This window comes from Prauserella oleivorans, from assembly GCF_042685745.1.
Taxonomy (GTDB): Bacteria; Actinomycetota; Actinomycetes; order Mycobacteriales; family Pseudonocardiaceae; genus Prauserella_A; species Prauserella_A oleivorans.
Genome location: NZ_JBHUNT010000001.1, coordinates 166,237 through 192,328 on the forward strand (window position 1 = coordinate 166,237; position 26,092 = coordinate 192,328).

Sequence of the window (26,092 nt, forward strand, 5' to 3'; positions counted from 1 at the left end):
TCTCAGTCCCTTACGCGGCTGGTCCGCCGAAGATCTCGATCGGCTTGCTCTCGGCCGACAGCGTGACGATGGCGCGCTTGGTGTCCTTGCGCTTGCCGAAGCCGTAGCGGGTGCGCTTACGCTTGCCCGGCCGGTTGATCGTGTTCACGCTGATCACCTTGACGCCGAACACCTTCTCGACCGCGACCTTGATCTGCGTCTTGTTGGCGTCAGGCCGGACCAGGAACGTGTACTTGTGGTCCTCGAGCAGCCCGTAGGACTTCTCGGAGATCACCGGCGCGATCAGGATGTCGCGCGGGTCCGGGATGGCCACAGAGCTCACTGCTCGTCACTCCCTTCGGCCTCGCTCGACGTCGCGGAAGCCTTCGCGCCCTTGCCCTTCGCGGGGCCGGCCAGGAAAGCGTCGAACGCCGCCTTGGTGAAGACCACGTCGTCGTTGACCAGCACGTCGTAGGTGTTGAGCTGGTCGGGCGTGATCAGGTGGACGTAGGAGAGGTTGCGGGCGGACAGCCAGCTCAGCTCCTCGTCCCGGTGCAGCACCACCAGGATGCGCTTGGCCTGCGTCACCGCGGCGAGCGCCTGCTTGGCGTCCTTGGTGGACGGCTTCTCGCCGGTCACCAGGCTGGTCACCACGTGCACCTGACCCGCGCGAGCGCGGTCCGAGAGGGCGCCACGCAGAGCAGCGGCCTTCATCTTCTTCGGGGTGCGCTGCGTGTAGTCGCGCGGTGTAGGGCCGTGCACGGTGCCACCGCCTGCGAACTGCGGCGCACGGACCGAACCCTGGCGGGCGCGGCCGGTGCCCTTCTGCCGGTACGGCTTGCGGCCACCACCGCGGACCTCGCCGCGGGTCTTGGTGTCGTGCGTGCCCTGGCGAGCGGCGGCCAGCTGGGCCACCACGACCTGGTGCATCAGCGGGATGTTCGCCTGGACGTCGAAGATCTCCTCGGGCAGCTCGACCGAGCCTTCGGCCTGGCCTGCCGGGGTCTTCACCTCGACCGTCGCGGTCATGCGGTCACACCACCCTTCGCGGCGCTGCGGACGAAGATCAGGCCGCCCTTGGGACCGGGAACCGCACCCTTGATCAGCAGCAGGCCGTCCTCGGGGCGCACCGCGTGCACCCGGAGGCCCTGCGTGGTGACCCGGTTGTTGCCCATGCGGCCGGCCATGCGCACACCCTTGAACACGCGACCCGGAGTGGCGCAGCCACCGATCGAGCCCGGAGCGCGGTGCTTGGCCTGGTTACCGTGGCTGGCGCCCTGGCCCTTGAAGCCGTGCCGCTTCATGACGCCGGCGTAGCCCTTGCCCTTCGTGGTGCCGGTGACGTCCACGACTGCGCCCGACTCGAACACGTCGGCCGTGATCTCCTGGCCGACCTCGTAGGAGTCGGCGTCGGTGGTCCGCAGCTCGGCGACGAAGCGCCGCGGCGTGACGCCGGCCTTCTCGAAGTGCCCGGTCTTCGGCTTGTTGACCCGGCGAGGGTCCACGGCACCGAAGGCCAGCTGCACGGCCGAGTAGCCGTCCTTCTCCTTGTTGCGCACCTGGGTCACCACGTTCGGCCCGGCCTGCACGACGGTCACCGGGACGACCCGGTTGTTCTCGTCGAAGACCTGCGTCATGCCGAGCTTGGTGCCCAGAATGCCCTTCACTTGCCTGTCAGACATGAGTCTCTTATCTCCGCCGCTCGCCCAACGCTTACTGGATGTTCACGTCGACACTGGCCGGCAGGTCGATGCGCATGAGCGCGTCGACCGTCTTCGGCGTCGGGTCGAGGATGTCGATCAGCCGCTTGTGCGTGCGCATCTCGAAGTGCTCGCGCGAGTCCTTGTACTTGTGCGGCGAGCGGATGACGCAGTAAACGTTCTTCTCGGTGGGCAGCGGCACCGGCCCCACCACGGAGGCGCCGGTGCGCGTGACCGTCTCGACGATCTTCCGTGCGCTGGCGTCGATCGCCTCGTGGTCGTAGGCCTTGAGCCGGATGCGGATCTTCTGTCCCGCCATGGTGGCAGCTCGTTCCTTCGTCTCGTGCCGCTTGTCTCAAACCGACAGTCAGCAAACACTGCGCGCCGGTTCTCGCACGTCAACGGCCTGGTCTCCGGTCCACGCGGTCGGGCGTGTCGCGCCCATCGCGCAGACTGATCCCGCAGGATCGTTGTCGTGCCGTAGGTCTTCTTCTGCTTGGAGCGCCAGCCGAGGCCGGCATCTCCTGACTCACGAAAGCCGCAAGCCCAGGACACTCACGCCGGGGCGGCCGATTCTTTTCGGTTTGATTCCTACAGAATCGGCCGCCCCGCGTCGAGCAACCTTAATAGGATGCCATATCGAAATATGGCTCCCGCACCCGGGGGTGCTTATTACTTGATGATCTTGGTGACCTGGCCGGCGCCGACGGTGCGGCCACCCTCACGGATGGCGAACCGCAGACCCTCGTCCATGGCGATCGGCTGGATCAGCTTCACCGAGATCTCGGTGTTGTCGCCCGGCATGACCATCTCGGTGCCCTCGGGAAGGGTGACGACACCGGTCACGTCGGTGGTCCGGAAGTAGAACTGCGGACGGTAGTTGTTGAAGAACGGCGTGTGCCGGCCACCCTCGTCCTTGGAGAGGATGTACACCGAGCCCTCGAACTCGGTGTGCGGGGTGGTGGTGCCGGGCTTCGTCACGACCTGGCCGCGCTCGACGTCCTCTCGCTTGATACCACGAAGCAGCAGGGCGGCGTTGTCACCGGCCTGGCCGTAGTCCAGCATCTTGTTGAACATCTCGATGCTGGTGACCGTGGTCTTGCGGGACTCGGGCCGGATACCGACGATCTCGACCTCTTCGTTCAGCTTGATCTCGCCGCGCTCGATACGGCCGGTGACGACCGTACCGCGACCGGTGATCGTGAAGACGTCCTCGATCGGCATCAGGAACGGCTTGTCGATCTCGCGCTCCGGGTCCGGGATCGACTCGTCGACCGCGTCCATGAGCTCGAGCACGCTCTGCGCCCACTTCTCGTCGCCCTCGAGGGCCTTGAGGCCGGAGACCTTGACCACCGGGGCGTCGTCGCCGGGGAACTCCTGCGAGCTGAGCAGCTCGCGGACCTCCATCTCGACGAGCTCGAGGATCTCCTCGTCGTCGACCATGTCGGCCTTGTTCAGCGCCACGACGATGTACGGAACGCCGACCTGACGGGCGAGCAGCACGTGCTCACGCGTCTGCGGCATCGGGCCGTCGGTCGCCGCGACCACGAGGATCGCGCCGTCCATCTGGGCCGCACCGGTGATCATGTTCTTGATGTAGTCGGCGTGGCCGGGAGCGTCGACGTGCGCGTAGTGACGCTTCTCGGTCTGGTACTCGACGTGCGAGATGTTGATCGTGATACCGCGCTGCTTCTCCTCAGGCGCGTTGTCGATCTGGTCGAACGCACGCGACTGGTTGAGCTCGGGGTACTTGTCGTGGAGAACCTTGGTGATCGCCGCGGTCAGCGTGGTCTTGCCGTGGTCGACGTGACCAATGGTCCCGATGTTGACGTGCGGCTTGCTCCGCTCGAACTTCGCCTTCGCCACTGGAATGTCCTCCTGGACTTTACTTGCTCGCTCCCGGCGTGGCTGCCGATTGCGACTCGATCTGGTCGGTTGTGCGGACCTTAGGGGGAGGCCCCTGTCGCGCCCGCGTTGGGTGCTGGTGGAGAGTTACTCCCCCGTCGCTTTCGCGATGATCTCCTTCGCGACGTTCGTCGGAACCTCCGCGTAGGAGTCGAAGACCATCGTGTAGTTGGCGCGGCCCTGGGTCTTCGACCGCAGGTCGCCCACGTACCCGAACATCTCCGACAGCGGCACGAGCGCCTTCACGACACGCGTGCCAGACCGCTCCTCCATGGCCTGGATCTGGCCACGGCGGGAGTTCAAGTCACCGATGACGTCACCCATGTACTCCTCGGGTGTGGTCACCTCGACGGCCATCATCGGTTCCAGCAGTACCGGGTTCGCCTGCTTCGCGGCTTCCTTCAGCGCCATCGAACCGGCGACCTTGAAGGCCATCTCCGAAGAGTCGACCTCGTGGTACGCACCGTCCAACAAGGTGAGCTTCAACCCGACGAGCGGGTAGCCGGCCAGGACGCCGTACTGCATGGCGTCCTGCGCGCCCGCGTCGACCGACGGGATGTACTCCCGCGGCACGCGGCCACCGGTCACCTGGTTGTCGAACTCGTAGAGGGCGCCATCGCCGGTGGTCAGCGGCTCCAGCTTGATGATCACCCTCGCGAACTGACCGGAGCCACCGGTCTGCTTCTTGTGGGTGTACTCGTACTTCTCGACCGTCCGCCGGATGGTCTCGCGGTAGGCGACCTGCGGCTTACCGATGTTCGCCTCGACCTTGAAGTCGGACTTCATCCGGTTGACGAGAACCTCGAGGTGGAGCTCGCCCATGCCCTCGATGATCGTCTGCCCGGTCTCCTCGTCCTGGCTGACCCGGAAGGTCGGGTCCTCCTCCGCGAGCTTCTGGATGGCGGTCGAGAGCTTCTCCTGGTCGGCCTTGGTCTTCGGCTCGATGGCGACCTTGATGACCGGCTCGGGGAAGGTCATCGACTCCAGGACGATCGGGTTCTGCGGGTCCGCCAGGGTGTCACCGGTGGTGGTGTCCTTCAGGCCCTGGACCGCGTAGATGTGACCGGCCTGCGCCTCGTCGACCGGGTTCTCCTTGTTGGAGTGCATCTGGAAGAGCTTGCCGATGCGCTCCTTGCGCTCCTTGGTCGCGTTGACGACCTGGGCGCCCGAGGAGACCTTGCCCGAGTAGACGCGGATGTAGGTCAGCTTGCCGAAGAACGGGTGCACGGCGATCTTCGACACCAGCGCCGCGAACGGCTCGTCGATCGACGGCTTCCGCGATGCCTTGGTCTCGCCGTCGGGCAGCAGACCCTCGACCGGCGGGACGTCCACCGGCGACGGGAGGAAGTCGATGACCGCGTCGAGCATGGGCTGCACGCCCTTGTTCTTGAACGCCGAGCCGCACAGCACCGGGTAGGCCTCACGCGCGATGGTGAGCTTGCGGATGCCGTTCTTGATCTCGTCCTCGGTGAGCTCCTCGCCACCGAAGTACTTCTCCATCAGCTCGTCGTCCGACTCGGCAACGGCCTCGATGAGCTTCTCGCGGTACTCGGCGGCCTTGTCGGCGAGGTCGGCCGGGATGTCCTCGACCTCGTAGTCCTCGCCCTTCTTGACGTCACCGCGCCAGGTCAGCGCCTTCATGCGGACCAGGTCGACGACGCCCTGGAAGTCGCTCTCCGCACCGATCGGCAGCTGCACCACGAGCGGACGGGCACCCAGCCGATCCTCGATGGTCTTCACGGTGAAGTAGAAGTCCGCACCGAGCTTGTCCATCTTGTTGACGAAGCAGATGCGCGGGACCTCGTACTTGTCGGCCTGCCGCCAGACCTGCTCGGACTGGGGCTCGACGCCTTCCTTGCCGTCGAAGACGGCGACCGCACCGTCGAGCACACGCAGCGAACGCTCCACCTCGACGGTGAAGTCGACGTGGCCGGGTGTGTCGATGATGTTGATCTGGTAGTCGTTCCAGAAGGTGGTGGTAGCAGCCGAGGTGATGGTGATACCCCGCTTCTGCTCCTCCTCCATCCAGTCCATCGTCGCGGCGCCGTCGTGCACCTCGCCGATCTTGTAGTTGATCCCGGTGTAGAACAGGATCCGCTCGGTCGTGGTGGTCTTACCGGCGTCGATGTGGGCCATGATGCCGATGTTGCGGACCTTGTTCAGGTCGGTCAGCACGTCACGTGCCACTTGAATGTTCCCCTGTCTCAAACGTGGAACCCGGCATTGGCGCGATCAAGCGGACCGGGCGACCGTGTTCTACGGTTCACTGCGGTGTCAGGCTCACCAGCGGTAGTGGGCGAAAGCCTTGTTGGACTCGGCCATCTTGTGGGTGTCCTCGCGGCGCTTCACGCTGGCCCCGAGGCCGTTGCTCGCGTCGAGCAGCTCGTTCTGCAGGCGCTCGATCATGGTCTTCTCGCGACGCTGCCGCGCGAAGGTCACGATCCAGCGCAGCGCAAGGGTGGTCGAGCGACCGGGCTTGACCTCGATCGGCACCTGGTAGGTGGCACCACCGACCCGGCGGCTCTTCACCTCGAGGGTGGGCCGCACGTTGTCGAGCGCGCGCTTCAGCGTGACGACCGGGTCGGTACCGGTCTTCTCGCGAGCGCCTTCCAGAGCGCCGTACACAATGCGCTCGGCCAGCGAGCGCTTGCCGTCCGTCAGAACCTTGTTCACCAGCTGGGTGACGAGCGGCGATGCGTAGACGGGGTCAGCGATCAGCGGCCGCTTCGGGGCCGGACCCTTGCGGGGCATTAGCTCTTCTCCTTCTTCGCGCCGTACCGACTGCGCGCCTGCTTGCGGTTCTTCACGCCCTGCGTATCGAGCGAACCGCGGATGATCTTGTAGCGAACACCCGGCAGGTCCTTCACACGACCGCCACGCACGAGCACCATCGAGTGCTCCTGGAGGTTGTGACCCTCACCGGGAATGTAGGCCGTGACCTCGATGCCACTGGTCAGCTTCACACGCGCGACCTTGCGCAGCGCCGAGTTCGGCTTCTTGGGTGTGGTGGTGTACACGCGGGTGCACACGCCGCGCCGCTGCGGGCTCCCCTTGAGCGCCGCGGTCTTCTGCTTGGCAGCCTTGTCCTGGCGGCCCTTGCGGACCAGCTGCTGGATCGTGGGCAATGGACCAGCTTTCTGTCGCGTCCTTCAGCTATACAGCTCTACGTTGTTTCCCCGGTCCCCGCGGTCGGGCGTGTCGGCCCGCGTCAGGATCAAAGATCCGTTAACTTCCCCTCGGGATTTCCGGAACTCCGACTTGCCGATTACCCAGACCCGAGCACGATGACTCGGCCCGTGGGCGCATCGGCGCACGGAGCAGCCCAGCAGCGAGCCGGGCACGGATGTCAAAGATACCCGCCCATGTCGACACCGACACATCGGGGGTCACTTTCGACCCGCGACGCGGCCTCACTGGACGGCCTGCATCTACTAGTCTACCGCAATTACGGCCCTGGCCAGGGCGGACGCGGCGCCGGTACGGGCTCGGCGGCAGCAGAAACCAGCCGGAGCCAAGGCCAGCCTAGCGTGCCGGGCCGCCCGGGATGAAGACCCGACCCTCGGCGCGCGGCACGGACATCCGGCCGGCGAAAGGACCCCGCACCAACATGGACCCGGCACTCATCCTCGTCGCGCTCGTGGTGGTCGCCGCCATCGGCACCCCGCTGTGGTTCGTTCTGCGAGGCAGGTCCGAGAGCAGGCGGCGTGCGCGGCGCACCGCGTTCGCCCAGCGGGTCGGCGGCGTCGAGCATCACCACGACAGCGGCACCCGGCCGCGGTACGGCCACTTCCCCGAGCCGGACTACATCTCGGGTGCACCGTTTTACTATGCGCTCGAGTTCACCCGGCACGGGCACCCCGTGGTCGCCTCGGAATCGCGGGTCCGCCACGGGCCCGACCGGCCGATGCGCTACCGGGGCATCGTGCAGCTGCCGGTGCGACTTCCCGCAGGCGCGCCGCCGCTGGAGATCGGCAGCCACCTGCCTTCGGTCTGGGAACACACGGCCAAGACGAAGGTCGACCCAGTGGCCGATCTGCCCGGCGCGGATCAGGGCCTGCGAGCGCGCTGCTCCGACGAGACGTTCGCGCGCCAGGTCGTCACGCCGACGTTGGCCGCCATCGTCACCGCGCACAAGCGCCACGGCCACCTCCCACGCATCGTGCTCGAGCACGGGACGATCCGGACCTGGGTGGGCGGCCGCCTGGCCGGCGACGACGTCCTTCGGGCCGCCGACCTGCTCGTCGAGATCGCCCAGGCGCTCCCCCAGCAGCGCTCGCTTTCGTAAACGATCGCCCGCCCGAGGGAACGACCAGCTCTGCTCCCGGGGTCGCACCGAAGCGACGGACAAGGAGGGGCGAGGCGATGAGCGGATTCACGGTCCAGATCGAGGCGCTACGGGGATACGGCGAGAACCTCAAGGACTTCCAGCAGCAGGCGACGACGTTCTCCGATCTGGTGGAGCGCGCCGACGTCGGCGACGAGTCGTGGGGCGTCGTCGGGCTCGCGACCAAGGGCTCGTACGACCAGGCTCTCGAGGAACTGACCAGGCTGATCGAGCGCATGAAGCAAGGACTCGAGGCAACCGCCGACAAGATCAAGCAGGCCGCGGACATCTACGCGAGCAACGACCTCGAGGGCGCGTTCCGGCTCGGCGGCCACCGGGTCGAGATCGACAAGGTCGCCGAAGCGCGGCCGGGCAGCTGAGGGGGACGACGATGGCCGAGGTCGAAGACGTAACCAGCGACATCAGTCTGAACGCCGACTCCGACGGCGGCTTCGGCGAGTGGGCGACCGGCGTAGCCGAGAACACGCCCGTCGTCGAAACCGCCCTCAAGGGCGTCGAGACGGTCACCAACATCCGGCAGGGCCTGCCCGACGATCCCGACGCCGGCGACATCATGCTGCACGCCGGCAACGTCGCCACCGACACGGCGGGGTTCGTCGCCGAGTGCGCCACCGAAGCCGCCACGGTGGTGCTCGACCCGATCGGCTGGCTGGTCGGACACGGCCTGGACCTGGTGCTGCACCTGGTCACGCCACTGCAGGACGCGCTGCGCTTCGTCACCGGCGACGGCCCGCGGCTGAGCGAGGCGGCCGACGACTTCACCGCCATCGGCGAGGGCCTGGTCGCCTACTCCGAGGAATTCGCCCGCGTCGCCGACGAGGCATTGCAGGACTGGACCGGCGAGGCGAGCCGCGCCGCGCGCAGTGCGCTGGCCGAGTTCGCGAGCGGCATCCAGGGCGTCGCGACGAGCTCCGGCGGCGTCGCGCAGGTGCTCAAGGGCTCCTCGATGCTGATGCAGGTGATCGAGGAGGTCCTCAAGGCGATCATCACCGAGCTCGTGACCTGGCTGGTCATGATCTGGGTGCCGGCGCTGGCGTCGTCGGTGGTCAGCCTCGGCTCGTCGGTGGCGGCAGCGATGTCGGCCTCGGTCGCCAAGGCCACCGCCACGTTTTCCCGTGTCACCGCCAAGCTGGGCAAACTCGGCAAGCTGCTCGACGAGATCCTGGCCTTCTTCCAGAAGTTCGGCTCCGCGATGGTCAAGCTCGGCGAAAAGCTGGGCGTCAAGCGCAACGGCTTCGCCGACACGGTCGGCAAGATCACCGCGAGCGTCGCCAGGAACGGCGCGGCCGGCGCCATGCGGGAGGGCCTGGTCTCCTCGCTCAAGGCGGGCGGCGGCAAGCTCGCCGAGCAGATCATCGGACTCGACCCGGCCAGCCCTCCGGGTATGACCGGCGGGGAGACCGGCAAGGCGATCAGCGACCACTACGGCACGCTGGTGGACCACCTCCGCGACGGAAAGGACTACGCCGACCAGGGCAGGCTCGGATCCGGCGCGCCGGCCGAGGAGACCGAGGAGCAGCTGAGGATGTAGCCGCCACGTGCGTCACCAATCGCTCCTGGCCCGCTACTGTGTGCAGCGTCGGTGCCGACCTGCACGTCATCGGCAAACCGGACAGTGCCACTGGGGGACGGACACATGGATCTCGGCTACAGCGAGCGCTTCTTCCTCGTCATGATCGCCGGCCTCGCGGCAGTGATCCTGCTCAGATACCTCTACGGCCGCTGGCAGGACAAGTGGCAGGGGAGCCGGCGCGCCAGGTTCGTCCAACAGGTCGGCGGCGTCGAACACACGCGCACGGGCGGCACCCGGCCCCGGTTCGGCTACTTCCCCGAGCCGGACGACATCACCCCGCCCTTTCACTGGGCCATCGAGTCCACCCGCTCCGGCTACCACGCACTCGTGTACGAGACCCGCGATGTCCGGGTCAGGTACCGAGACAACAGCCGACACACCACCACGGACTACTCGAGCTATGTCGAGCTTCCGATTCCCGCCGGTCCGCCGGTGAAGATCGGAGACCAGCGCATGACGAACTACTTTCGCCATGACGGCACGGCGGCTCAGCTGGTGGCCGGCACCGCGGCCGAGCGGCACGGCCGCTACGTGCTCTGCCCGGACCCCGAGTTCGCCCGGGTGTTCGTCACGGACGCCCTCGCCGCCGCCATCGCCGGGCACAAACGCGGGAGGTGGGTCCCGGGCACTGATTTCATCGAGGGCACCGCCCGCCGCCCGGTGCCCCAGGGGCGGACCTTCAAGCCAAGAAGGTGCTCGACACGACGGACTCGCTCATCGAGATCGTACGCAACATTCCCACTCATGCGTGGCGCTGGCACCATCCACCACAGGTGTGAACCACTCCGCCAAAGCACCACCGGCGACACCGGGAATCCGCCATGATGGCCCAGGTCACCATTCGGCGCACGGCTCGCGCCACATTCGCAACCGAGGGGGAAACGACGATGAGCGGCGGCTTCCGGGTCCAGATCGAAGCCCTGCGCGGCTACCAGGACAATCTGGCCGCCTTCAAGGAGCAGTCCGAGAAGTTCGACGAGCTCGTCACCAAGGCGGATGTCAGCGACGAGGCCTGGGGTTTGGTGGGCCTCGCGACGAAAAGCCAGTACACCGCGGCGTTGACCGAGCTGCGCGGCCTTCTCCGGAAGATGCAGGAAGGCCTGGACCAGACCGCGTCGAAGATCGGCAGGGCGGCTGACATCTACGCGAGCGAGGACGAGCGGGGCGCCATCCTGCTCGGTAAGCAGAAGGTCGAGATCGACAAGGTCGAGGAAGTCCGCGCGGGCAACTGAACTGGGGGAACTGACACATGGCTGACGTCGGCGGCAGCGAACTCCTCCCGATCAAGCCGGGTATGAGGACGGAACGCGGGGACGGTGCATGAACATCGACCCCTGGCACCTATTGATCGGCATGTGGGTGTTCGTCCTGGCGATGTTCCCGATCGCGTACGTCTATCCACGTTGGCGCGAGGCGCGCCTACGCCATGCACGTGCCCAGTTCACCCAGCAGGTCGGTGGGCTCCAGCACTACGGAGACGGCGGCACCCGTCCTCGGTTCGGTTACTTCCCCGACCAGGACCACTACACGCCGCCGTTCTACTGGGCGATCGAATTCAGCCGCTCCGGCCACTACGTACTCACCTTCGAGTCGCGCACAGTGACCAAGACCGTCTCGGGCGGGAAGACCAGGCACAAGACGTGGTACTGGCCTTTCGTCGAGGTCATGATCCCACATTGCCCATGCGTCCGGATCGGGCCGGCGAACACCTTTATCACCGACAGAACCCTGAAGGCTCAGATGATCTCCGGGACGCCCGCCGACGAGTTCGGTCTCTACGTATCCAGTCCTGACGAAGCCTTCGCGCGCACGCTTGTCACGCGCCGATTGGTCACCGCGATCGCCGGTCGCGCTGAGAACGGACGCACACCGACCGTCGTATTCCAAGAGGGCACCATCCGTACGACCCCGTTCAGCCCCACCCGGCTCGACGGGCAGACGGCCCGCGAGGTCCCTTCACCCGCCTTCACACCCAAGAAGCGGTTCAACGGCAGGAATGTGCTCGGCACCGCCGACTTCCTCATCGAGATCGTCCGGAGCATCCCGCCGCGTACCTGGCGCCGGGAAGTCCCACCGTAGGTGTGAATGCCCACAGCAAAGCCACTCCGATCAGGCGGCCCATACGTCATGATGGCGTCGCTCAAGCCGACCGAAATGCCCGCGATCATACGACCGTAGAGCGGACTCACATCAGCGACCGAGTTGCTCGATGACGGCCGTCGGCAGCCGAACTAGGGGGAACTGACACATGGCCGAAGTTCAGGACGTCACTGGTGACATCGAGCTCAATGCCGATAGCGACGGATCGTTCGGCGACTGGGCAGGAGGCATGGTCGAGAACACACCAGGTCTGAAAACGGTCAGCTCAGGTGTGGACACCGTCACCAACATCTGGAAGGGCCTGCCTGAAGACCCGGACGCAGTGGACATCGCGATGCACGCCGGCAACGTCGCCAGTGACGCGGCGGGCTTCGTGGCCGAATGCGCGACAGAAGCAGCGTCCGCTGTCCTGGACCCCGTTGGCTGGCTGGTGGAAAACGGCCTGGACATGGTCCTGCACCTGGTCACACCGCTGCAGGACTTGCTGCACCAGGTCACGGGTGACGGACCTCGGTTGGGGGAAGCTGCTGAGGACTTCACGTCGATCGGTGACGGCCTGGTGTCCTACTCGGAGGAGTTCGTTCGCGTCACCGATGAAGCCTTGCAGGGCTGGCAGGGGGACGCCAGCCAAGCCGCTCGGAGGTCGCTGGCGACCTTCGCGCAGGGCATCCAGGGTGTGGCAACCAGCGCCGGCGGAGTCTCGCGGGTTCTCAAGATCTCCTCGATGATCATGCAAGTCGTCGAGGCCGTCATCAAAGCCATCATCACCGAGCTCGTGAGCTGGTTGATCTGGATCTGGCTCCCCGCGCTAGCCACCTCGATTGCGAGTTTCGGCGCCTCGGTCGCGGCGGCTATGTCGGCGTCGGTTGCCAAAGCCGCAGCAACGTTCTCGCGCGTCACCGCGAAGATGGGCAAGCTCGGCAAACTGCTGGACCAGATCCTGGAGTTCTTCAGGAAGTTCGGATCGAACATGGTCAAGCTGGGCAAGAAGCTCGGCGTCGAGGAGACCGGCGGCTTCGCCAACCAGCTCGCCAGCAAGGGCGACGACATCCTGCGGAAGGTCGCCGATCCCGCCATCGGGAAAGCCGGCGTCCTAAAAGAGGCCGTCACCGAGTCGCTGAAGTCAGGCGGGAACGCTGCGTCGCAGGAAGTCATCGGTATCGATGTCACGAACCCTGACGCGGGCAACGGAATTCAGGTCGGTAAGACGATCAATGACGTCACCGGCAAGGTCATCGATCATGGAACTGATGTAAAGAGCGTTACGGACGGCGGCGAACTGGGTTCCGGCGCCTCGGCCGAGGAGACCGAGGACCAGCTCAAGATGTAGCGCCGTCCTGCCCGGGACGGCGATCACCACGTCGAGGATGATGTGCACTCGACGGCGTCGCACGGCCGGTGCTCCGACGCCTGAGATGCACTCTGTGAGGGAGAGAATCGTGTCAGCGGAGTTCGAGCGGCTCGTCGCCGAATTCGAGAAGTTCAAGTCCAAGATGAAGCACGTCGACACCCAGCTCGCAGGCGTCAGCGAGATGCAGAACGAACTGGGGCAGCTGGAGGCGACGGCCTCGAACGCCGACCGGTCGATCACCGTGACCGCCGGCCCGGGCGGCACCGTCAAGGACATCCAGCTCACGGACAAAGCGCTCGCGCAGTCACCTCAGGCGCTGTCGGCGGCCCTGATGTCCACCATCCAGGACGCGGTCGCCGAATCGGCACGGCGGCAAGCAGCCATTGTGGACTCGCACATGGGCGGGCTGGGCATCAACATCACGGATCAGGTGATCGAGACCCAGGCCGAGCTGCTCGGCACCTCCCCCGCGGAGCTGCGCGCGCGCATGCAGGACGAGCGGCCCGCCGCGCGCAGTGTTCCCGTGGAGGAGGAGTACCACGACGACTACTCCCACCGGAACCTCCTCGACGACAACGACAAGTCCGGTCGGCCGACGCCGCCTCCCCCGCCGTCCTCGGGTTCCGCAGGCGACGAGTTCCTCAAGAACCTGTTCGACGACGACAGTCGGTGAAACCGTCCGCTGTGGATTCGATCAGCTCGGGTAGCGCCCTGGAGTGTGTCCGGTCATGACGGAATCGCCGGAACGCAGCGGTAGCGATCAATCCGCCGGTTCGACCTTCGGCTTCATCGCAATCGTGGTCGCCGCGCTCGCCGCGGTGGTGGGACTCATCGGGTACGGCCTGCTCAGCGTCGTGAACGGCGCCGCCGCCGTACTGGGCATCGGGGAGCGGGTGGACATCCACGTCATCCGGGATCAGGGGCCGAGCCGGCACTCACCGGAGCTCGTCGGCGAGTACACAGTGGACGGCCAGGCTCACGAGATCGGCATGTCCGACGTGAATGTCGGGGATGTGGTGGAGGGGTGGCTGGGGCCGCTGCCCTGGCTCAACTTCGGCGACCCCATCGTCGGCGGGGAATCGTGGCTGCATATCGGGATCGGCCTGCTGTGCATCGGCATCCTCGTGGTGCCGGCGCTTCTCATGCGCAAACGTTAGGCCGCTCGTTCCACGGTTCTCCCCCCGTGGGGTGAGCGAGGGTGCCATCATGATCGCCGCGTCCGGGACGGCAAGGGAGGACTGATGAGCGGGTTCACCGTCGACGGCGAGGAGCTACGCCAGTACGCGGGCAAGCTGGCCGGCCAGAAGGACACGGCGAGCCAGATCGCCGGCCTCGTCGACAAGGCCGACGTCGGTGACAAGTCGTGGGGCGTCGTCGGGCTGTTCGTCAAGGACGAGTACACGAGGATGCTGGCCGACCTGAAGGAGACGTTCACCAGCTTGCAAGAGGGCCTGCAGTCCGGATCGGACAAGTTCAAGGCGGCCGCGGACGGCTACCAGCAACACGAGGACGCCATCAAGCAGTTGCTCGACGGCATGAAGATCGAAATCGACAACCGGTAGGCGAGGCATCCTCATGGCGGAAGAGAAGACGACCGCGGGTGGCGTCACGATCACCACCGGCGAGAAGGCCACCAGCCAGAAGGTCCAGGAGGCCATCCCGTTCTACGGGAACTACCTCAAGACCAAGGAGGCGCACGGCAAGCTCAACGACGGTGCGGCGGGTTCCGAGGTCACCGCGCTGGCGTCGGAGGGCAGCGCCCTGCTCGGATCGATCGGCACGAGCGTCTACGGCATCGCGACCGACCCGATCGGCTGGCTCGTCGGGCAGGGACTCAACTTCCTGATCAGTGTCGTGCAGCCGCTCGAGGACGCCATCCACTTCGTCAGCGGCGACGGCCCCGCACTCTCCCAGGCCGCGGAAAACTTCAACGCGATCGGCCAGGGCCTGGTCAAGCTGAGCGACCAGTTCGAGCAGGAACTGCACAGCACGATCCAGAGCTGGGGCGGCCCGGCCGCCCAGGTCGCCGGCACGAAACTGGGCGAGTTCGCGGGCGGCATCGACGGCGTGGCCGGGCAGGCCGGTGAGCTCGCCGAGATGCTGCAGATTTCCAGCATGATCATGACGATCATCGAGGACGTCATCAAGGCGATCCTGACTGAGCTGGTCACGTGGCTGATCATGATCTGGATCCCGGCTCTCGCGGCCGCGGTGCCCAGCTTCGGAGCCTCGACAGCCGCGGCCGGAGCCGCCACCGGCGCGCGCGCCGCCGCCACCGGCGGCCGGGTCGCGCGCATCATCGCCAAGCTCCGCCAGTTCCTCGGCAAGATCATGGCGTTCTTGCGCAACATCGGCAGCCGGCTCGGCAACGTGCGGACGGCCTTCCAGCGGTCGATGGCGTACAAGCAGCTCAACAGTGCGGCAGCGGACTTCAGCAAGAGCCTCGGTGACAAGTCGCCGCTGACCAAACTGTGGAGCAAGGAGGGCATGCTCGGCAGCCGCGTCCAGCAGGGATTCGGCAGGTCGATGGGCACCGCGCTCTCCGACGCGGGGAAATCGCAGCTCGGGATCGGCACCGGCGCGAACTCCGGCATCGACAAGCCGCTACGGAACCAGGCCAACGCCGAAAAGGCCGGGGAGTACGGAAACACGGGCACGGACCAGTCGGTCGACGACACCAAGAGCGACCTGGACATCTGACTCGTGGATGCGGTCTACCTGGACCTCGCACTGCTGGTGCTGCTGCTCGCGGCCGTCTTCGCCTTGATCGTCTGGTGGGGACGGCACAAGGAACGCAAGGAACAGCGCGAGCACACCGAGGCGCTCACCGCGCTGGCCGGTCAGCTCGGTGGGACGGTGTCCGGTCCGGACAACGCCACGGCGTGGTCGGCCGGCCTGCTCCAGCCGTTCAAGAACGACAGCGAGGGTTTGCTCAACCGGCTCGGCACGGCCCGACGGCCACGGTTCGAGCTCGCGCTCGATTTCGTGCGCGGCCCGTGGCAGGTGCGGGTGACCGAGGCCTCGATGAAGAAGAACGTCGGCAACGGCACCAGGGCCTACCACGAGCACCGCATCGAGGTGGTCACCGGACAGCTGACGCCGGTCAAGATCGCTCGCCGCCTGCATGCCGACTTCCTCGGGCGCCCGCTCAAACCCGGCCACGTCCTGACCGAGGGCACCAAGCCCATCGAGGATCCGCCGGCGACGGTGGCGCAGCAGAGGGGCGAGTGGCAGCGGCTCCGGTTGCCGATGCCCGCCGACCAGGAGTTCGCGGTGTTCGCGACCGACATGGCGGCCGCCCACCGCATGCTCGGCAAGGACGCCCTCGAGCACATGGTCGCCAACGCCGGTTCGCTGCCGCCCGTGTTCACGTTCGAGGCCGGGCTGTTCTACGCCACCATGCTCTACCGCATCAGCCCGGACACCCTGCTGACCACCGTGGACGCCGTGCTCGGCCTGCTCGAGCGGATCCCCGGCGCCGCGCCCGCGCCTCACACGCAGCGCTGACCCGGCCCGAACGCGGGAGAACCCGGAAACGAGGAAGCCCCCGACCCACCACGGTGGATCGGGGGCTTCCCGTTGCGAATCGCTCGTCTACCGGAAGTCGCGACCGAAGTCGTAGTCGTCCAGCGGCACCGCGGCGCCCGTGCCGGTACCGAACACGTCCGGGGTGTAGTAGCCGTCGTCGTAGGACGGGATCGCGTACGCGGCGACCCGAGCCTCCTCGGTCGGCTGCACCTGGATGTTGCGGTACCGGTTGATGCCCGTACCGGCCGGGATCAACTTACCGATGATCACGTTCTCCTTGAGGCCCACGAGCTTGTCGCTGCGGCCGTTGATCGCCGCGTCGGTCAGGACACGCGTGGTCTCCTGGAACGACGCCGCCGACAGCCACGAGTCCGTGGTCAGCGAGGCCTTCGTGATACCCATCAGCACCGGACGACCCGAAGCCGGCTCGCCGCCCTCGGCCACCGCCTGCCGGTTGACCTGCTCGAAGCGCGTGCGCTCGGGCAGCTCGCCGGGCAGGAACTCGGTGGAGCCGGAGTCGATGATCGTCACGCGGCGCAGCATCTGCCGCACGATGACCTCGATGTGCTTGTCGTGGATCGACACACCCTGCGCCCGGTACACCTTCTGGACCTCGTCCACCAGGTGCATCTGCGCCTCGCGGGGACCCATGACACGCAGCACCTCGTGCGGGTCCGGCGTGCCCTCGAGCAGCGGCTGACCGACGTTGACGTGGTCACCGTCCGCCAGCGGGCCGTTCGGGCCGACCGCGAGCCGCTGCCGCTTCGACAGCTTGTCGAAGACGATCTCCTCGCTGCCGTCGTCCGGGATGAGCGTGATCTTCCAGAACCGCTCGCTCTCCTCGATCCGCACCCGGCCGTCGACGTCGGCGATCGGCGCCTTGCCCTTCGGGACCCGGGCCTCGAACAGCTCGGTGACACGCGGCAGACCGGTCGTGATGTCGTCACCGGCGACACCACCCTGGTGGAAGGTACGCATCGTCAGCTGCGTACCCGGCTCACCGATCGACTGCGCGGCGACGATACCCACGGCCTCGCCGACGTCCACCAGCTTGCCGGTGGCCATCGAACGGCCGTAGCAGGTCGCGCACACACCCATCGCGGACTCACAGGTCAGGACGCTGCGCACCTTGACCTTGGTGATGCCGCTCGAGATCAGCTTCTCGATCGCCGGGTCACCGAGGTCGTCACCGGCGTTGAGCACCACGTTGCCCTGCGCGTCGACGGCGTCGGCGGCCAGGTTGCGGGCGTAGGCGCTCGTCTCGACGTGCTGGGCCCGCACGATGCGGCCGTCGCCGAGGTCCTCGCCGATGACCATGTTGATGCCCCGGCTGGTGCCACAGTCGGTCTCGCGCACGATGACGTCCTGCGACACGTCCACCAGACGACGGGTCAGGTAACCCGAGTCGGCGGTCCGCAGCGCGGTGTCGGCCAGACCCTTCCGGGCACCGTGCGTGGCGATGAAGTACTCCGCCACCGACAGGCCCTCACGGAAGTTGGACTTGATCGGACGCGGGATGTACTCACCCTTCGGGTTGGACACCAGACCACGCATACCGGCCAGCGACCGGACCTGGGTCATGTTGCCCGCCGCACCGGACTTCACGATCATCGAGATCGGGTTGTCCTCGGGGAAGTGCTCCTCCATGACCTTGGCGACGTCCTCGGTCGCCTGGCCCCACACCTTGACGAGCTCGTTGTTGCGCTCGGCGTGCGAGAGCTGACCACGCTGGTAGCGCTTCTCCACCTGCGCGGCCCTGGCCTCGTACTGGTCCAGGATCTCCTTCTTCTCCGGCGGCACGAGCACGTCGGAGATGGCGACCGTGACGCCCGACCGCGTGGCCCAGTGGAAGCCGGCGTCCTTGAGCCGGTCCAGGGTCTGCGCGACCTGGGTCATCGAGTAGCGCTCGGCGAGGTCGTTGACGATGACGGCCTGCCGCTTCTTCGGCAGCGGCTCGTTGACGAACGGGTAGTCCGCCGGGAGCAGCTCGTTGAACAGCACGCGGCCCAGGGTCGTCTCGGCCAGCCACGGCTGACCCGGCTCCCAGCCCGCCTCGCGCAGCTTCGGCTCGTCCTCACGCGACGGCTGCCGGTCCTTGATGCGGATCTTGATCGGCGCGTGCAGGCCCAGCGTCTTGCGGTCGAAGGCCATGATGGCCTCGGCCGGGGAGCTGAACGCCTGGCCGGCACCGACCGCGTTCTCGTCGAGCCGCGTCAGGTGGAACAGGCCCGTAACCATGTCCAGACGCGGCATGGCCAGCGGACGACCCGAGGCGGGCGAGAGGATGTTGTTCGCCGACAGCATCAGGATGCGCGCCTCAGCCTGCGCCTCCGCCGACAGCGGGAGGTGCACGGCCATCTGGTCACCGTCGAAGTCGGCGTTGAACGCCTCGCAGACCAGCGGGTGCAGCTGGATGGCCTTGCCCTCCACCAGCTGCGGCTCGAAGGCCTGGATACCGAGGCGGTGCAGCGTCGGTGCGCGGTTGAGCAGCACCGGGTGGCCGTTGATGACCTCTTCCAGCACGTCCCACACCTGCGGCTTGGACCGCTCGACCATCCGCTTGGCGGACTTGATGTTCTGCGCGTGGTTGAGGTCGACCAGCCGCTTCATGACGAACGGCTTGAACAGCTCGAGCGCCATGTCCTTCGGCAGACCGCACTGGTGCAGCTTCAGCTGCGGACCGACGATGATGACCGACCGGCCCGAGTAGTCGACACGCTTACCGAGCAGGTTCTGGCGGAACCGGCCCTGCTTGCCCTTGAGCAGGTCGGACAGCGACTTCAGCGGCCGGTTGCCCGGACCGGTGACCGGCCGACCGCGGCGGCCGTTGTCGAACAGCGCGTCGACGGCCTCCTGCAGCATCCGCTTCTCGTTGTTGACGATGATCTCGGGCGCACCGAGGTCGATCAGTCGCTTGAGGCGGTTGTTGCGGTTGATGACCCGGCGGTACAGGTCGTTGAGGTCCGAGGTAGCGAAGCGGCCACCGTCGAGCTGGACCATCGGCCGCAGCTCCGGCGGGATCACCGGAACGGCGTCGAGCACCATGCCGCGCGGGTCGTTGCCCGTGGCCTGGAAGGCCGCGACGACCTTGAGCCGCTTGAGGGCACGCAGCTTCTTCTGGCCCTTGCCGTTGCGGATGGTCTCGCGCAGCGACTCGGCCTCGGCGTCGACGTCGAAATCCTCCGCCAGCTTCTGGATGGCCTCGGCACCCATGCCGCCGGTGAAGTACTCGCCGTAGCGGTCGACCAGCTCGCGGTAGAGCAGCTCGTCGACGATCAGCTGCCGCGGCTCGAGCTTGGTGAAGGTGTTCCAGACCTCCTCGAGCCGGTCCAGCTCGCGCTGAGCCCGGTCGCGGATCTGGCGCATCTCACGCTCGCCGCCCTCCTTGACCTTGCGGCGCACGTCGGCCTTCGCGCCCTCGGCCTCGAGCTCGGCGAGGTCGGCCTCGAGCTTCTGCGCCCGCGCCTCGATGTCGGCGTCGCGCTTGGACTCGATGTTCTTCCGCTCGACGCTGATCTCGTTCTCCAGCGTCGGCAGGTCGTTGTGCCGCAGCTCCGTGTTCACACTCGTGATCACGTACGCCGCGAAGTAGATGATCTTCTCGAGGTCCTTCGGGGCCAGGTCGAGCAGGTAGCCCAGCCGCGAGGGAACACCCTTGAAGTACCAGATGTGCGTGACGGGCGCGGCCAGCTCGATGTGGCCCATGCGCTCACGACGCACCTTGGCACGGGTCACCTCGACACCACAGCGCTCGCAGATGATGCCCTTGAAGCGGACCCGCTTGTACTTGCCGCAGTAGCACTCCCAGTCGCGAGTCGGACCGAAGATCTTCTCGCAGAAGAGCCCGTCCTTCTCCGGCTTGAGCGTGCGGTAGTTGATGGTCTCCGGCTTCTTTACCTCGCCGTAGGACCACTGGCGGATGTCGTCGGCGGTGGCCAGACCGATCCGGAGCTCATCGAAGAAATTGACGTCCAGCACGTCCTTGCATCCCCTTGGGGTTGATTCGACTAGAGGGGTCGGCTACCCGGGCGGGAAGGGCACGCGGGAGGTGTGTCCTTCCCGCCCGGGCGGCTGGGTCATTGCACGACGTCGTCCACCGAGGGCGACTCGTTGCGGGACAGGTTGATACCGAGGTTCGCAGCGGCGCGCTCGAGGTCCTCGTCGTCGGAGTCGCGCATCTCGATGGCGGCCCCGTCGCTGGAGAGCACCTCGACGTTGAGGCACAGCGACTGCAGCTCCTTCAACAGAACCTTGAAGGACTCCGGGATGCCCGGAGACGGCATGTTCTCGCCCTTGACGATGGCCTCGTAGACCTTCACGCGGCCGAGCACGTCGTCGGACTTGATGGTGAGCAGCTCCTGCAGCGTGTACGCCGCGCCGTAGGCCTGCATCGCCCAGCACTCCATCTCACCGAAGCGCTGGCCACCGAACTGTGCCTTACCACCCAGCGGCTGCTGCGTGATCATCGAGTACGGACCCGTCGACCGCGCGTGGATCTTGTCGTCCACCATGTGGTGCAGCTTCAGGATGTACATGTAGCCGACCGACACCGGGTACGGGAACGGCTCGCCGGAACGCCCGTCGAAGAGCGTCGCCTTGCCGTCCTCGCCGACCATGCGCTCGCCGTCGCGGTTCGGCTTGGTGCACGAGAGCAGGCCCATGAGCTCCTGCTCCTTGGCACCGTCGAACACCGGCGTCGCGGTGTTGGTGCCCGGCTCGACGTCGCGCAGCTCCTCGGACAGGTTCTTCGCCCAGTCCGGGTTGCCCTCGACCTTCCAGCCCTGCGAGGCCAGCCAGCCGAGGTGCAGCTCGAGGATCTGCCCGATGTTCATACGGCGCGGCACACCGTGCGTGTTCAGCACGACGTCGACCGGCGTGCCGTCGGGGAGGAACGGCATGTCCTCCACCGGCAGGATCTTGCCGATGACGCCCTTGTTGCCGTGCCGGCCAGCGAGCTTGTCGCCGTCCTGCACCTTCGACTTCTTCGCCACATACACGCGGACGAGCTCGTTGACGCCCGGGGGCAGCTCGTCGTCGTCCTCACGGGAGAAGACGCGGATGCCGATGACCTTGCCGGTCTCGCCGTGCGGCACCTTCAGCGAGGTGTCGCGCACCTCGCGGGCCTTCTCACCGAAGATCGCCCGGAGCAGGCGCTCCTCCGGCGTCAGCTCGGTCTCGCCCTTCGGCGTGACCTTGCCGACCAGGATGTCACCGTCGCGGACCTCCGCACCGATCCGGATGATGCCGCGCTCGTCGAGGTCGGCCAGCACGTCCTCGGAGACGTTCGGGATGTCCCGGGTGATCTCCTCGGCACCGAGCTTGGTGTCGCGAGCGTCGATCTCGTGCTCCTCGATGTGGATCGAGGTGAGCACGTCGTCCTGGACCAGCCGCTGCGAGATGACGATGGCGTCCTCGTAGTTGTGGCCTTCCCAGGGCATGATCGCCACGAGCAGGTTCTTGCCGAGCGCCATCTCACCCTTGTCGGTGGACGGCCCGTCGGCCAGGACCTGGCTCTTCTCGACCCGATCACCCTCGTTGACCACCGGGCGGTGGTTGAAGCAGGTGCCGGCGTTGGTGCGACGGAACTTGTAGAGCCCGTAGCTCTTCCGCGTGCCGTCGTCGTGCATGATCGTGATCATGTCGGCCGAGAGCTCCTCGACCACCCCGGCCTGCTCGGCGACGAGGACGTCACCGGCGTCGACAGCCGCGGTCAGCTCCACGCCGGTACCCACCAGCGGGGACTCGTTGCGCAGCAGCGGCACGGCCTGACGCTGCATGTTCGCACCCATGAGGGCACGGTTGGCGTCGTCGTGCTCGAGGAACGGGATCATGCCGGTCGCGACGGAGACCATCTGCCGCGGCGACACGTCCATGTAGTCGATCTCCATCGGGTCGAGCAGCTCGACCTCGCCACCCTTCCGGCGACCGAGGACCTGCTCCTCGGCGAAGTGACCGTCCTCGGTCAGCGGGGCGTTGGCCTGCGCCTTGACGAAGCGGTCCTCCTCGTCGGCGGTCAGGTAGTGCACCTCGTCGGTGACCTTGCCGTCGACGACCTTCCGGTACGGCGTCTCGATGAAGCCGAACGGGTTGACGCGCGCGTAGGCGCAGAGCGAGCCGATCAGACCGATGTTCGGGCCTTCCGGCGTCTCGATCGGGCACATCCGGCCGTAGTGGCTGGGGTGCACGTCACGGACGTCCATGCCGGCGCGCTCACGGGACAGACCGCCGGGGCCGAGCGCCGAGAGACGGCGCTTGTGGGTCAGGCCCGACAGCGGGTTGTTCTGGTCCATGAACTGCGACAGCTGGGAGGTTCCGAAGAACTCCTTGATCGCGGCGACGACCGGGCGGATGTTGATCAGGGTCTGCGGCGTGATCGCCTCGACGTCCTGGGTGGTCATCCGCTCGCGGACCACGCGCTCCATGCGGGAGAGGCCGACCCGGATCTGGTTTTGGATCAGCTCGCCGACGGTGCGCAGACGACGGTTGCCGAAGTGGTCGATGTCGTCGGTCTCGACGGGGACCACGGTCTCGCCGACCTGCATCGTCTCCTCACCCGCGTGCAGGCGGACGAGGTACTCGATGGTGGTGACGATGTCTTCCTCGGTCAGCGTGCCCGTGTCGTACGGCAGGTCGAGCCCGAGCTTCTTGTTGATCTTGTACCGGCCGACCTTGGCGAGGTCGTAGCGCTTGTCCTTGAAGAACAGGTTCTCCAGGAGCGTCTGCGCGCTCTCCTTCGTCGGCGGCTCGCCGGGGCGCAGCTTGCGGTAGATGTCGAGCAGCGCCTCGTCGGTGCCCGCGGTGTGGTCCTTCTCGAGCGTCGCGAGCAGCGTCTCGGAGAAGGAGAACCGCTCCCGGATCTGCTCGGTGGTCCAGCCGAGGGCCTTCAGCAGGACGGTGACCGGCTGACGGCGCTTGCGGTCGATCCGGACACCGACCGTGTCGCGCTTGTCGACGTCGAACTCGAGCCACGCACCCCGGCTCGGGATGATCTTGACGCTGAAGACGTCCTTGTCGGTCGTCTTGTCGATGGCCTGGTCGAAGTACACACCCGGCGAGCGGACGAGCTGCGAGACCACGACGCGCTCGGTGCCGTTGATGATGAACGTGCCCTTGTCGGTCATCACGGGGAAGTCGCCCATGAAGACCGTCTGGCTCTTGATCTCACCGGTGTTGTTGTTGACGAACTCGGCGGTCACGAACAGCGGCGCCGCGTACGTCATGTCCTTGTCCTTGCACTCCTCGACGGAGGCCTTCACCTCGTCGAAGCGCGGGTCGGAGAAGGACAGGGACATCGAACCTGAGAAGTCCTCGATCGGCGAGATCTCGTTGAGGACCTCCTCGAGACCACCGACCGGGTTCTCCTCACCCTCGTTGACGGCGCGTTCGTACCACGCCTCCGAGCCGGTAAACCATTCGAAAGACCGGATCTGCACGTCAAGCAGGTTGGGAGTACTCAGCGGTTCACGGATCTTCGCGAAAGAGACCCGCTTAGGTGCTCCTGGAATTCCCGTTGACTCTCGAGTCGAGTTGGTCGCAGCAGTGGCCTGGTTCGCGGGAGAGACTGCCAAGATGCGTCCTTCCGGGGACATAGCGGTTGAGCAGCCGCGTTAGCAACTAGCAACACGTACTGTCAAGGGTGCGGTGTTGCCGACCATCCTAGCTACCGCATATGGGCAGCCTGAAAGTGGGCAGCGCAAAGAAGCAGTCTAGCCCCGAAGACGGCCCTTGTCGAGGGGGCACGCCCGATGGGGGCCCAAGCCTCGTTCGCTCGTCTTCGGCTCGCCTCCCGCAAGGCTCGCCGTTGCCTGTAAGCGTGAACCCCCGTGGACTCTGAGTCAAGCGCCGACGCGCTCAAGCAGCCGGTCGGCGCACGACGAAAAGATCACGTTTAGCCGCTCAGCCACCGTTCTGCGGCGCGGGCGCCTGCCCGGACGGCGCAGGTGCCGGAGTCGGCGTCGGCTGGGCCGAGGCGTAGGTGTCCATGTCGGTCACCTTCCAGGCGCCGTCGCGGCGCTCGGTTGTGAACCACAGCGCAGCGCCACCGGCCGACGAGCGGTTGTCGGAGGCCCTGGTCGCCGTCTGGTCGATGAACACCATGACCTTGGCCCGGTCGTCGTCCAGCGTGACGACCGCGCTGCGCGTCGCCTGCACCGTCACGACGATCTTCTGCTCCGGCGCCAGCCGCTTCACCTCGCCCATGAGCGCGTCGTACTTCTGCTTGACCTCGTCGTTCACCAGCAGGTCGGCCGCGGCCCGCTCCGTCTTGCCGATGTCGTTGTAGTCGATGGAGAACAGCGACTCGGCCGCGGACGACATGGCCTCCTTGACCTCGGAGGTCCCCGCGACGTCGATCAGCGCGGTGTTCTCGGTCTGCGCACTCACCTCACTGTGCTTGACCTGGAAGAACACGGCCAGGCCCGCCAGGAGCACGCCGACCGCCAGCAGCGCGGCGACCCGGCCGTAGCCGGCGCGCGACCGGGACCGCTCGTCGTCCGGACCGGCGCCGTCCGCCTCGGCGGCGGGCTCGGACTCGGCTGCGCGCACGTCGTCCTCGGAGACCGGCTTGGCCCGTCCGGTGTCGCGGAACTTCCGCCGGGGCGCTGGCCGCGCCGGCGCGGTGACGGTGTCGGCGGTGTCGGCGTCGGCGGCGGTCTCCGCGGCCTCGGCGTCCCCCGGCGTCTGGACCGGCTCGGTGCTCTCCGGCGACTCGGCAACCTCGACCGGCTCGGGTGCCTCGGTGGACTCGCGAGCGTCGACCGTTTCAGTGCTCTCCGTGCTCTCCGTGCTCTCCGTGCCCTCCGCGGTCGCGCCGGTCTCGGCCGGGTCCGCCGACCGCGCGCGCTCGGGCCGCGGTCGCGGCGTCGGCCCCGGCCTGCGCAGGCCGGCGACCCTGGGCCGGCCGGCCGGCTGCGGCGGGCGAGGTAGACGGCGGGAAGGTGACACGAGACTGACTCCGATCCTGCTCAGGCTTACTGCTGGCCGGTTGCTGCGACGGGCACGTCGCCGATCTGGGACACCTTCCAGACCTGCTCGCCGCCCTCGTCGACGCGCGTCAACTGGATCTCCAGCCGCATCGTCTTGGTGCCCTGCTCCTGCCCACGCGTCACGTTCGTGCTGGCCGTGGCGAGCGCGCTGGCCTTGCCCTCACGCTCGTTGAGCTCGTTGACCGCGACATCCTGCACCGTGGTCGTGACCTTGGTCTTGGCCTCGCTGATGGCCTTGCGGTAGGTCTGTTCCGCCTGGGTGATCTGGTCCCTCAGCTCGCCCGTGGCGATCTCCTTCTGCCGGTTGAAGTAGGCGTCCAGGTTCTCGTGGTCCAACTCGGTGAACGCCGTGACCGCCTGCCCCGCGGCGCGGACCACGTCCTCCCGCTCCCTGGCCACCGCGGCGCTGTCGTCAGCGGAGGCGGTCCACCACATCACCCCGAACGCCGCGGCGACCACGAAGGCCGCCACCGCGAACGCGGCACTGCCGAGCACCAGCCACCGGGGCGCGCCGCGCTCCGGTGTCGCCTCCTGGTCGCGCTGCGGCTCCTGCTCGGGCGCCTCAGCGTCGACCGGCGTCGTCTCCGGCTCGTCCGAACTCATAGCGCTCCAGGGTAGGTAGAGGTG

At 66.9% G+C, this 26,092-nt stretch carries 24 protein-coding genes; 12 read left to right on the plus strand and 12 right to left on the minus strand.

Going from position 1 to position 26,092, the window contains the following annotated elements:
• Window positions 1–10 precede the first annotated feature (10 nt).
• From rplW to rpsL, 8 genes are all read right to left on the minus strand, one after another.
• Window positions 11–322: a 50S ribosomal protein L23 gene (rplW, locus tag ACFSZT_RS00795; RefSeq protein ID WP_112276850.1), complete on the minus strand. Its 312-nt coding sequence runs from the start codon at window positions 320–322 to the stop codon at window positions 11–13.
• Window positions 319–1,008: a 50S ribosomal protein L4 gene (rplD, locus tag ACFSZT_RS00800; RefSeq protein ID WP_377387180.1), complete on the minus strand. Its 690-nt coding sequence runs from the start codon at window positions 1,006–1,008 to the stop codon at window positions 319–321. Before rplD ends, rplW begins: the two co-directional genes overlap by 4 nt.
• Entirely contained in the window at window positions 1,005–1,661 is a 657-nt protein-coding gene (gene rplC, locus ACFSZT_RS00805) for a 50S ribosomal protein L3 (RefSeq protein WP_377387183.1), read from the minus strand. The genes rplD and rplC overlap by 4 nt, the downstream gene beginning before the upstream one ends.
• 31 nt (window positions 1,662–1,692) lie before the next feature.
• Window positions 1,693–1,998, minus strand: coding sequence for a 30S ribosomal protein S10 (gene rpsJ, locus ACFSZT_RS00810; RefSeq protein WP_003883485.1), 306 nt, complete (start codon window positions 1,996–1,998; stop codon window positions 1,693–1,695).
• Between the two features lie 353 nt (window positions 1,999–2,351).
• Window positions 2,352–3,545 (minus strand): elongation factor Tu, encoded by a 1,194-nt coding sequence (gene tuf / locus ACFSZT_RS00815; RefSeq protein ID WP_377387186.1) that lies wholly within the window; start codon window positions 3,543–3,545, stop codon window positions 2,352–2,354.
• 126 nt (window positions 3,546–3,671) lie between these two features.
• Window positions 3,672–5,771 (minus strand): elongation factor G, encoded by a 2,100-nt coding sequence (gene fusA / locus ACFSZT_RS00820; RefSeq protein ID WP_377387188.1) that lies wholly within the window; start codon window positions 5,769–5,771, stop codon window positions 3,672–3,674.
• A gap of 93 nt (window positions 5,772–5,864) precedes the next feature.
• Window positions 5,865–6,335 (minus strand): 30S ribosomal protein S7, encoded by a 471-nt coding sequence (gene rpsG, locus ACFSZT_RS00825; protein WP_009152373.1) that lies wholly within the window; start codon window positions 6,333–6,335, stop codon window positions 5,865–5,867.
• The gene (gene rpsL / locus ACFSZT_RS00830; protein WP_003102113.1) at window positions 6,335–6,709 is read right to left on the minus strand and encodes a 30S ribosomal protein S12; all 375 of its coding nucleotides are present in this window, start codon (window positions 6,707–6,709) and stop codon (window positions 6,335–6,337) included. The genes rpsG and rpsL overlap by 1 nt, the downstream gene beginning before the upstream one ends.
• 482 nt (window positions 6,710–7,191) lie before the next feature.
• Between rpsL and ACFSZT_RS00835 the strand changes: the two genes are divergently transcribed.
• The 12 genes from ACFSZT_RS00835 (at window position 7,192) to ACFSZT_RS00890 (ending at window position 16,460) form a co-directional block, all read left to right on the plus strand.
• Window positions 7,192–7,869, plus strand: a complete 678-nt coding sequence (locus ACFSZT_RS00835) for a hypothetical protein (protein WP_377387193.1) — start codon at window positions 7,192–7,194, stop codon at window positions 7,867–7,869.
• 77 nt (window positions 7,870–7,946) lie between these two features.
• Window positions 7,947–8,288, plus strand: coding sequence for a type VII secretion target (locus ACFSZT_RS00840; RefSeq protein ID WP_377387196.1), 342 nt, complete (start codon window positions 7,947–7,949; stop codon window positions 8,286–8,288).
• 11 nt (window positions 8,289–8,299) lie between these two features.
• Window positions 8,300–9,460 carry a hypothetical protein gene (locus tag ACFSZT_RS00845; protein WP_377387199.1) on the plus strand — a complete coding sequence of 387 codons (1,161 nt, stop codon included), beginning with the start codon at window positions 8,300–8,302 and terminating at the stop codon, window positions 9,458–9,460.
• Between the two features lie 51 nt (window positions 9,461–9,511).
• Window positions 9,512–10,327 (plus strand): hypothetical protein, encoded by an 816-nt coding sequence (locus tag ACFSZT_RS00850; RefSeq protein WP_377387202.1) that lies wholly within the window; start codon window positions 9,512–9,514, stop codon window positions 10,325–10,327.
• Window positions 10,324–10,734, plus strand: coding sequence for an ESX-1 secretion-associated protein (locus ACFSZT_RS00855; protein ID WP_377387205.1), 411 nt, complete (start codon window positions 10,324–10,326; stop codon window positions 10,732–10,734). Before ACFSZT_RS00850 ends, ACFSZT_RS00855 begins: the two co-directional genes overlap by 4 nt.
• 127 nt (window positions 10,735–10,861) lie before the next feature.
• Complete coding sequence (locus ACFSZT_RS00860; protein ID WP_377478140.1) at window positions 10,862–11,581, plus strand: hypothetical protein; 720 nt, start codon at window positions 10,862–10,864, stop codon at window positions 11,579–11,581.
• 169 nt (window positions 11,582–11,750) lie between these two features.
• On the plus strand, window positions 11,751–12,932 hold the full coding sequence (locus tag ACFSZT_RS00865) for a WXG100 family type VII secretion target (RefSeq protein WP_377387211.1): 1,182 nt from the start codon (window positions 11,751–11,753) through the stop codon (window positions 12,930–12,932).
• Window positions 12,933–13,041: 109 nt separating this feature from the next.
• Window positions 13,042–13,626 (plus strand): YbaB/EbfC family nucleoid-associated protein, encoded by a 585-nt coding sequence (locus ACFSZT_RS00870; protein ID WP_377387214.1) that lies wholly within the window; start codon window positions 13,042–13,044, stop codon window positions 13,624–13,626.
• Window positions 13,627–13,681: 55 nt separating this feature from the next.
• A complete protein-coding gene (locus tag ACFSZT_RS00875; RefSeq protein WP_377387217.1) occupies window positions 13,682–14,110 on the plus strand; it encodes a hypothetical protein in 429 nt (142 codons plus the stop codon).
• Between the two features lie 84 nt (window positions 14,111–14,194).
• A complete protein-coding gene (locus tag ACFSZT_RS00880; RefSeq protein WP_377387220.1) occupies window positions 14,195–14,515 on the plus strand; it encodes a WXG100 family type VII secretion target in 321 nt (106 codons plus the stop codon).
• Between the two features lie 13 nt (window positions 14,516–14,528).
• Window positions 14,529–15,653, plus strand: coding sequence for a hypothetical protein (locus ACFSZT_RS00885; RefSeq protein ID WP_377387223.1), 1,125 nt, complete (start codon window positions 14,529–14,531; stop codon window positions 15,651–15,653).
• 3 nt (window positions 15,654–15,656) lie between these two features.
• Window positions 15,657–16,460, plus strand: a complete 804-nt coding sequence (locus ACFSZT_RS00890) for a hypothetical protein (RefSeq protein WP_377387225.1) — start codon at window positions 15,657–15,659, stop codon at window positions 16,458–16,460.
• 87 nt (window positions 16,461–16,547) lie between these two features.
• Here the strand turns inward: ACFSZT_RS00890 and ACFSZT_RS00895 are convergent, their stop codons facing one another.
• From ACFSZT_RS00895 to ACFSZT_RS00910, 4 genes are all read right to left on the minus strand, one after another.
• The gene (locus ACFSZT_RS00895; protein WP_377387228.1) at window positions 16,548–20,459 is read right to left on the minus strand and encodes a DNA-directed RNA polymerase subunit beta'; all 3,912 of its coding nucleotides are present in this window, start codon (window positions 20,457–20,459) and stop codon (window positions 16,548–16,550) included.
• A 98-nt stretch (window positions 20,460–20,557) separates the two neighbouring features.
• On the minus strand, window positions 20,558–24,049 hold the full coding sequence (gene rpoB, locus ACFSZT_RS00900) for a DNA-directed RNA polymerase subunit beta (protein WP_377387231.1): 3,492 nt from the start codon (window positions 24,047–24,049) through the stop codon (window positions 20,558–20,560).
• 328 nt (window positions 24,050–24,377) lie between these two features.
• Window positions 24,378–25,424, minus strand: coding sequence for a hypothetical protein (locus tag ACFSZT_RS00905; RefSeq protein ID WP_377387234.1), 1,047 nt, complete (start codon window positions 25,422–25,424; stop codon window positions 24,378–24,380).
• Window positions 25,425–25,450: 26 nt separating this feature from the next.
• Entirely contained in the window at window positions 25,451–26,068 is a 618-nt protein-coding gene (locus tag ACFSZT_RS00910) for a hypothetical protein (RefSeq protein WP_377387237.1), read from the minus strand.
• Window positions 26,069–26,092: the final 24 nt, after the last annotated feature.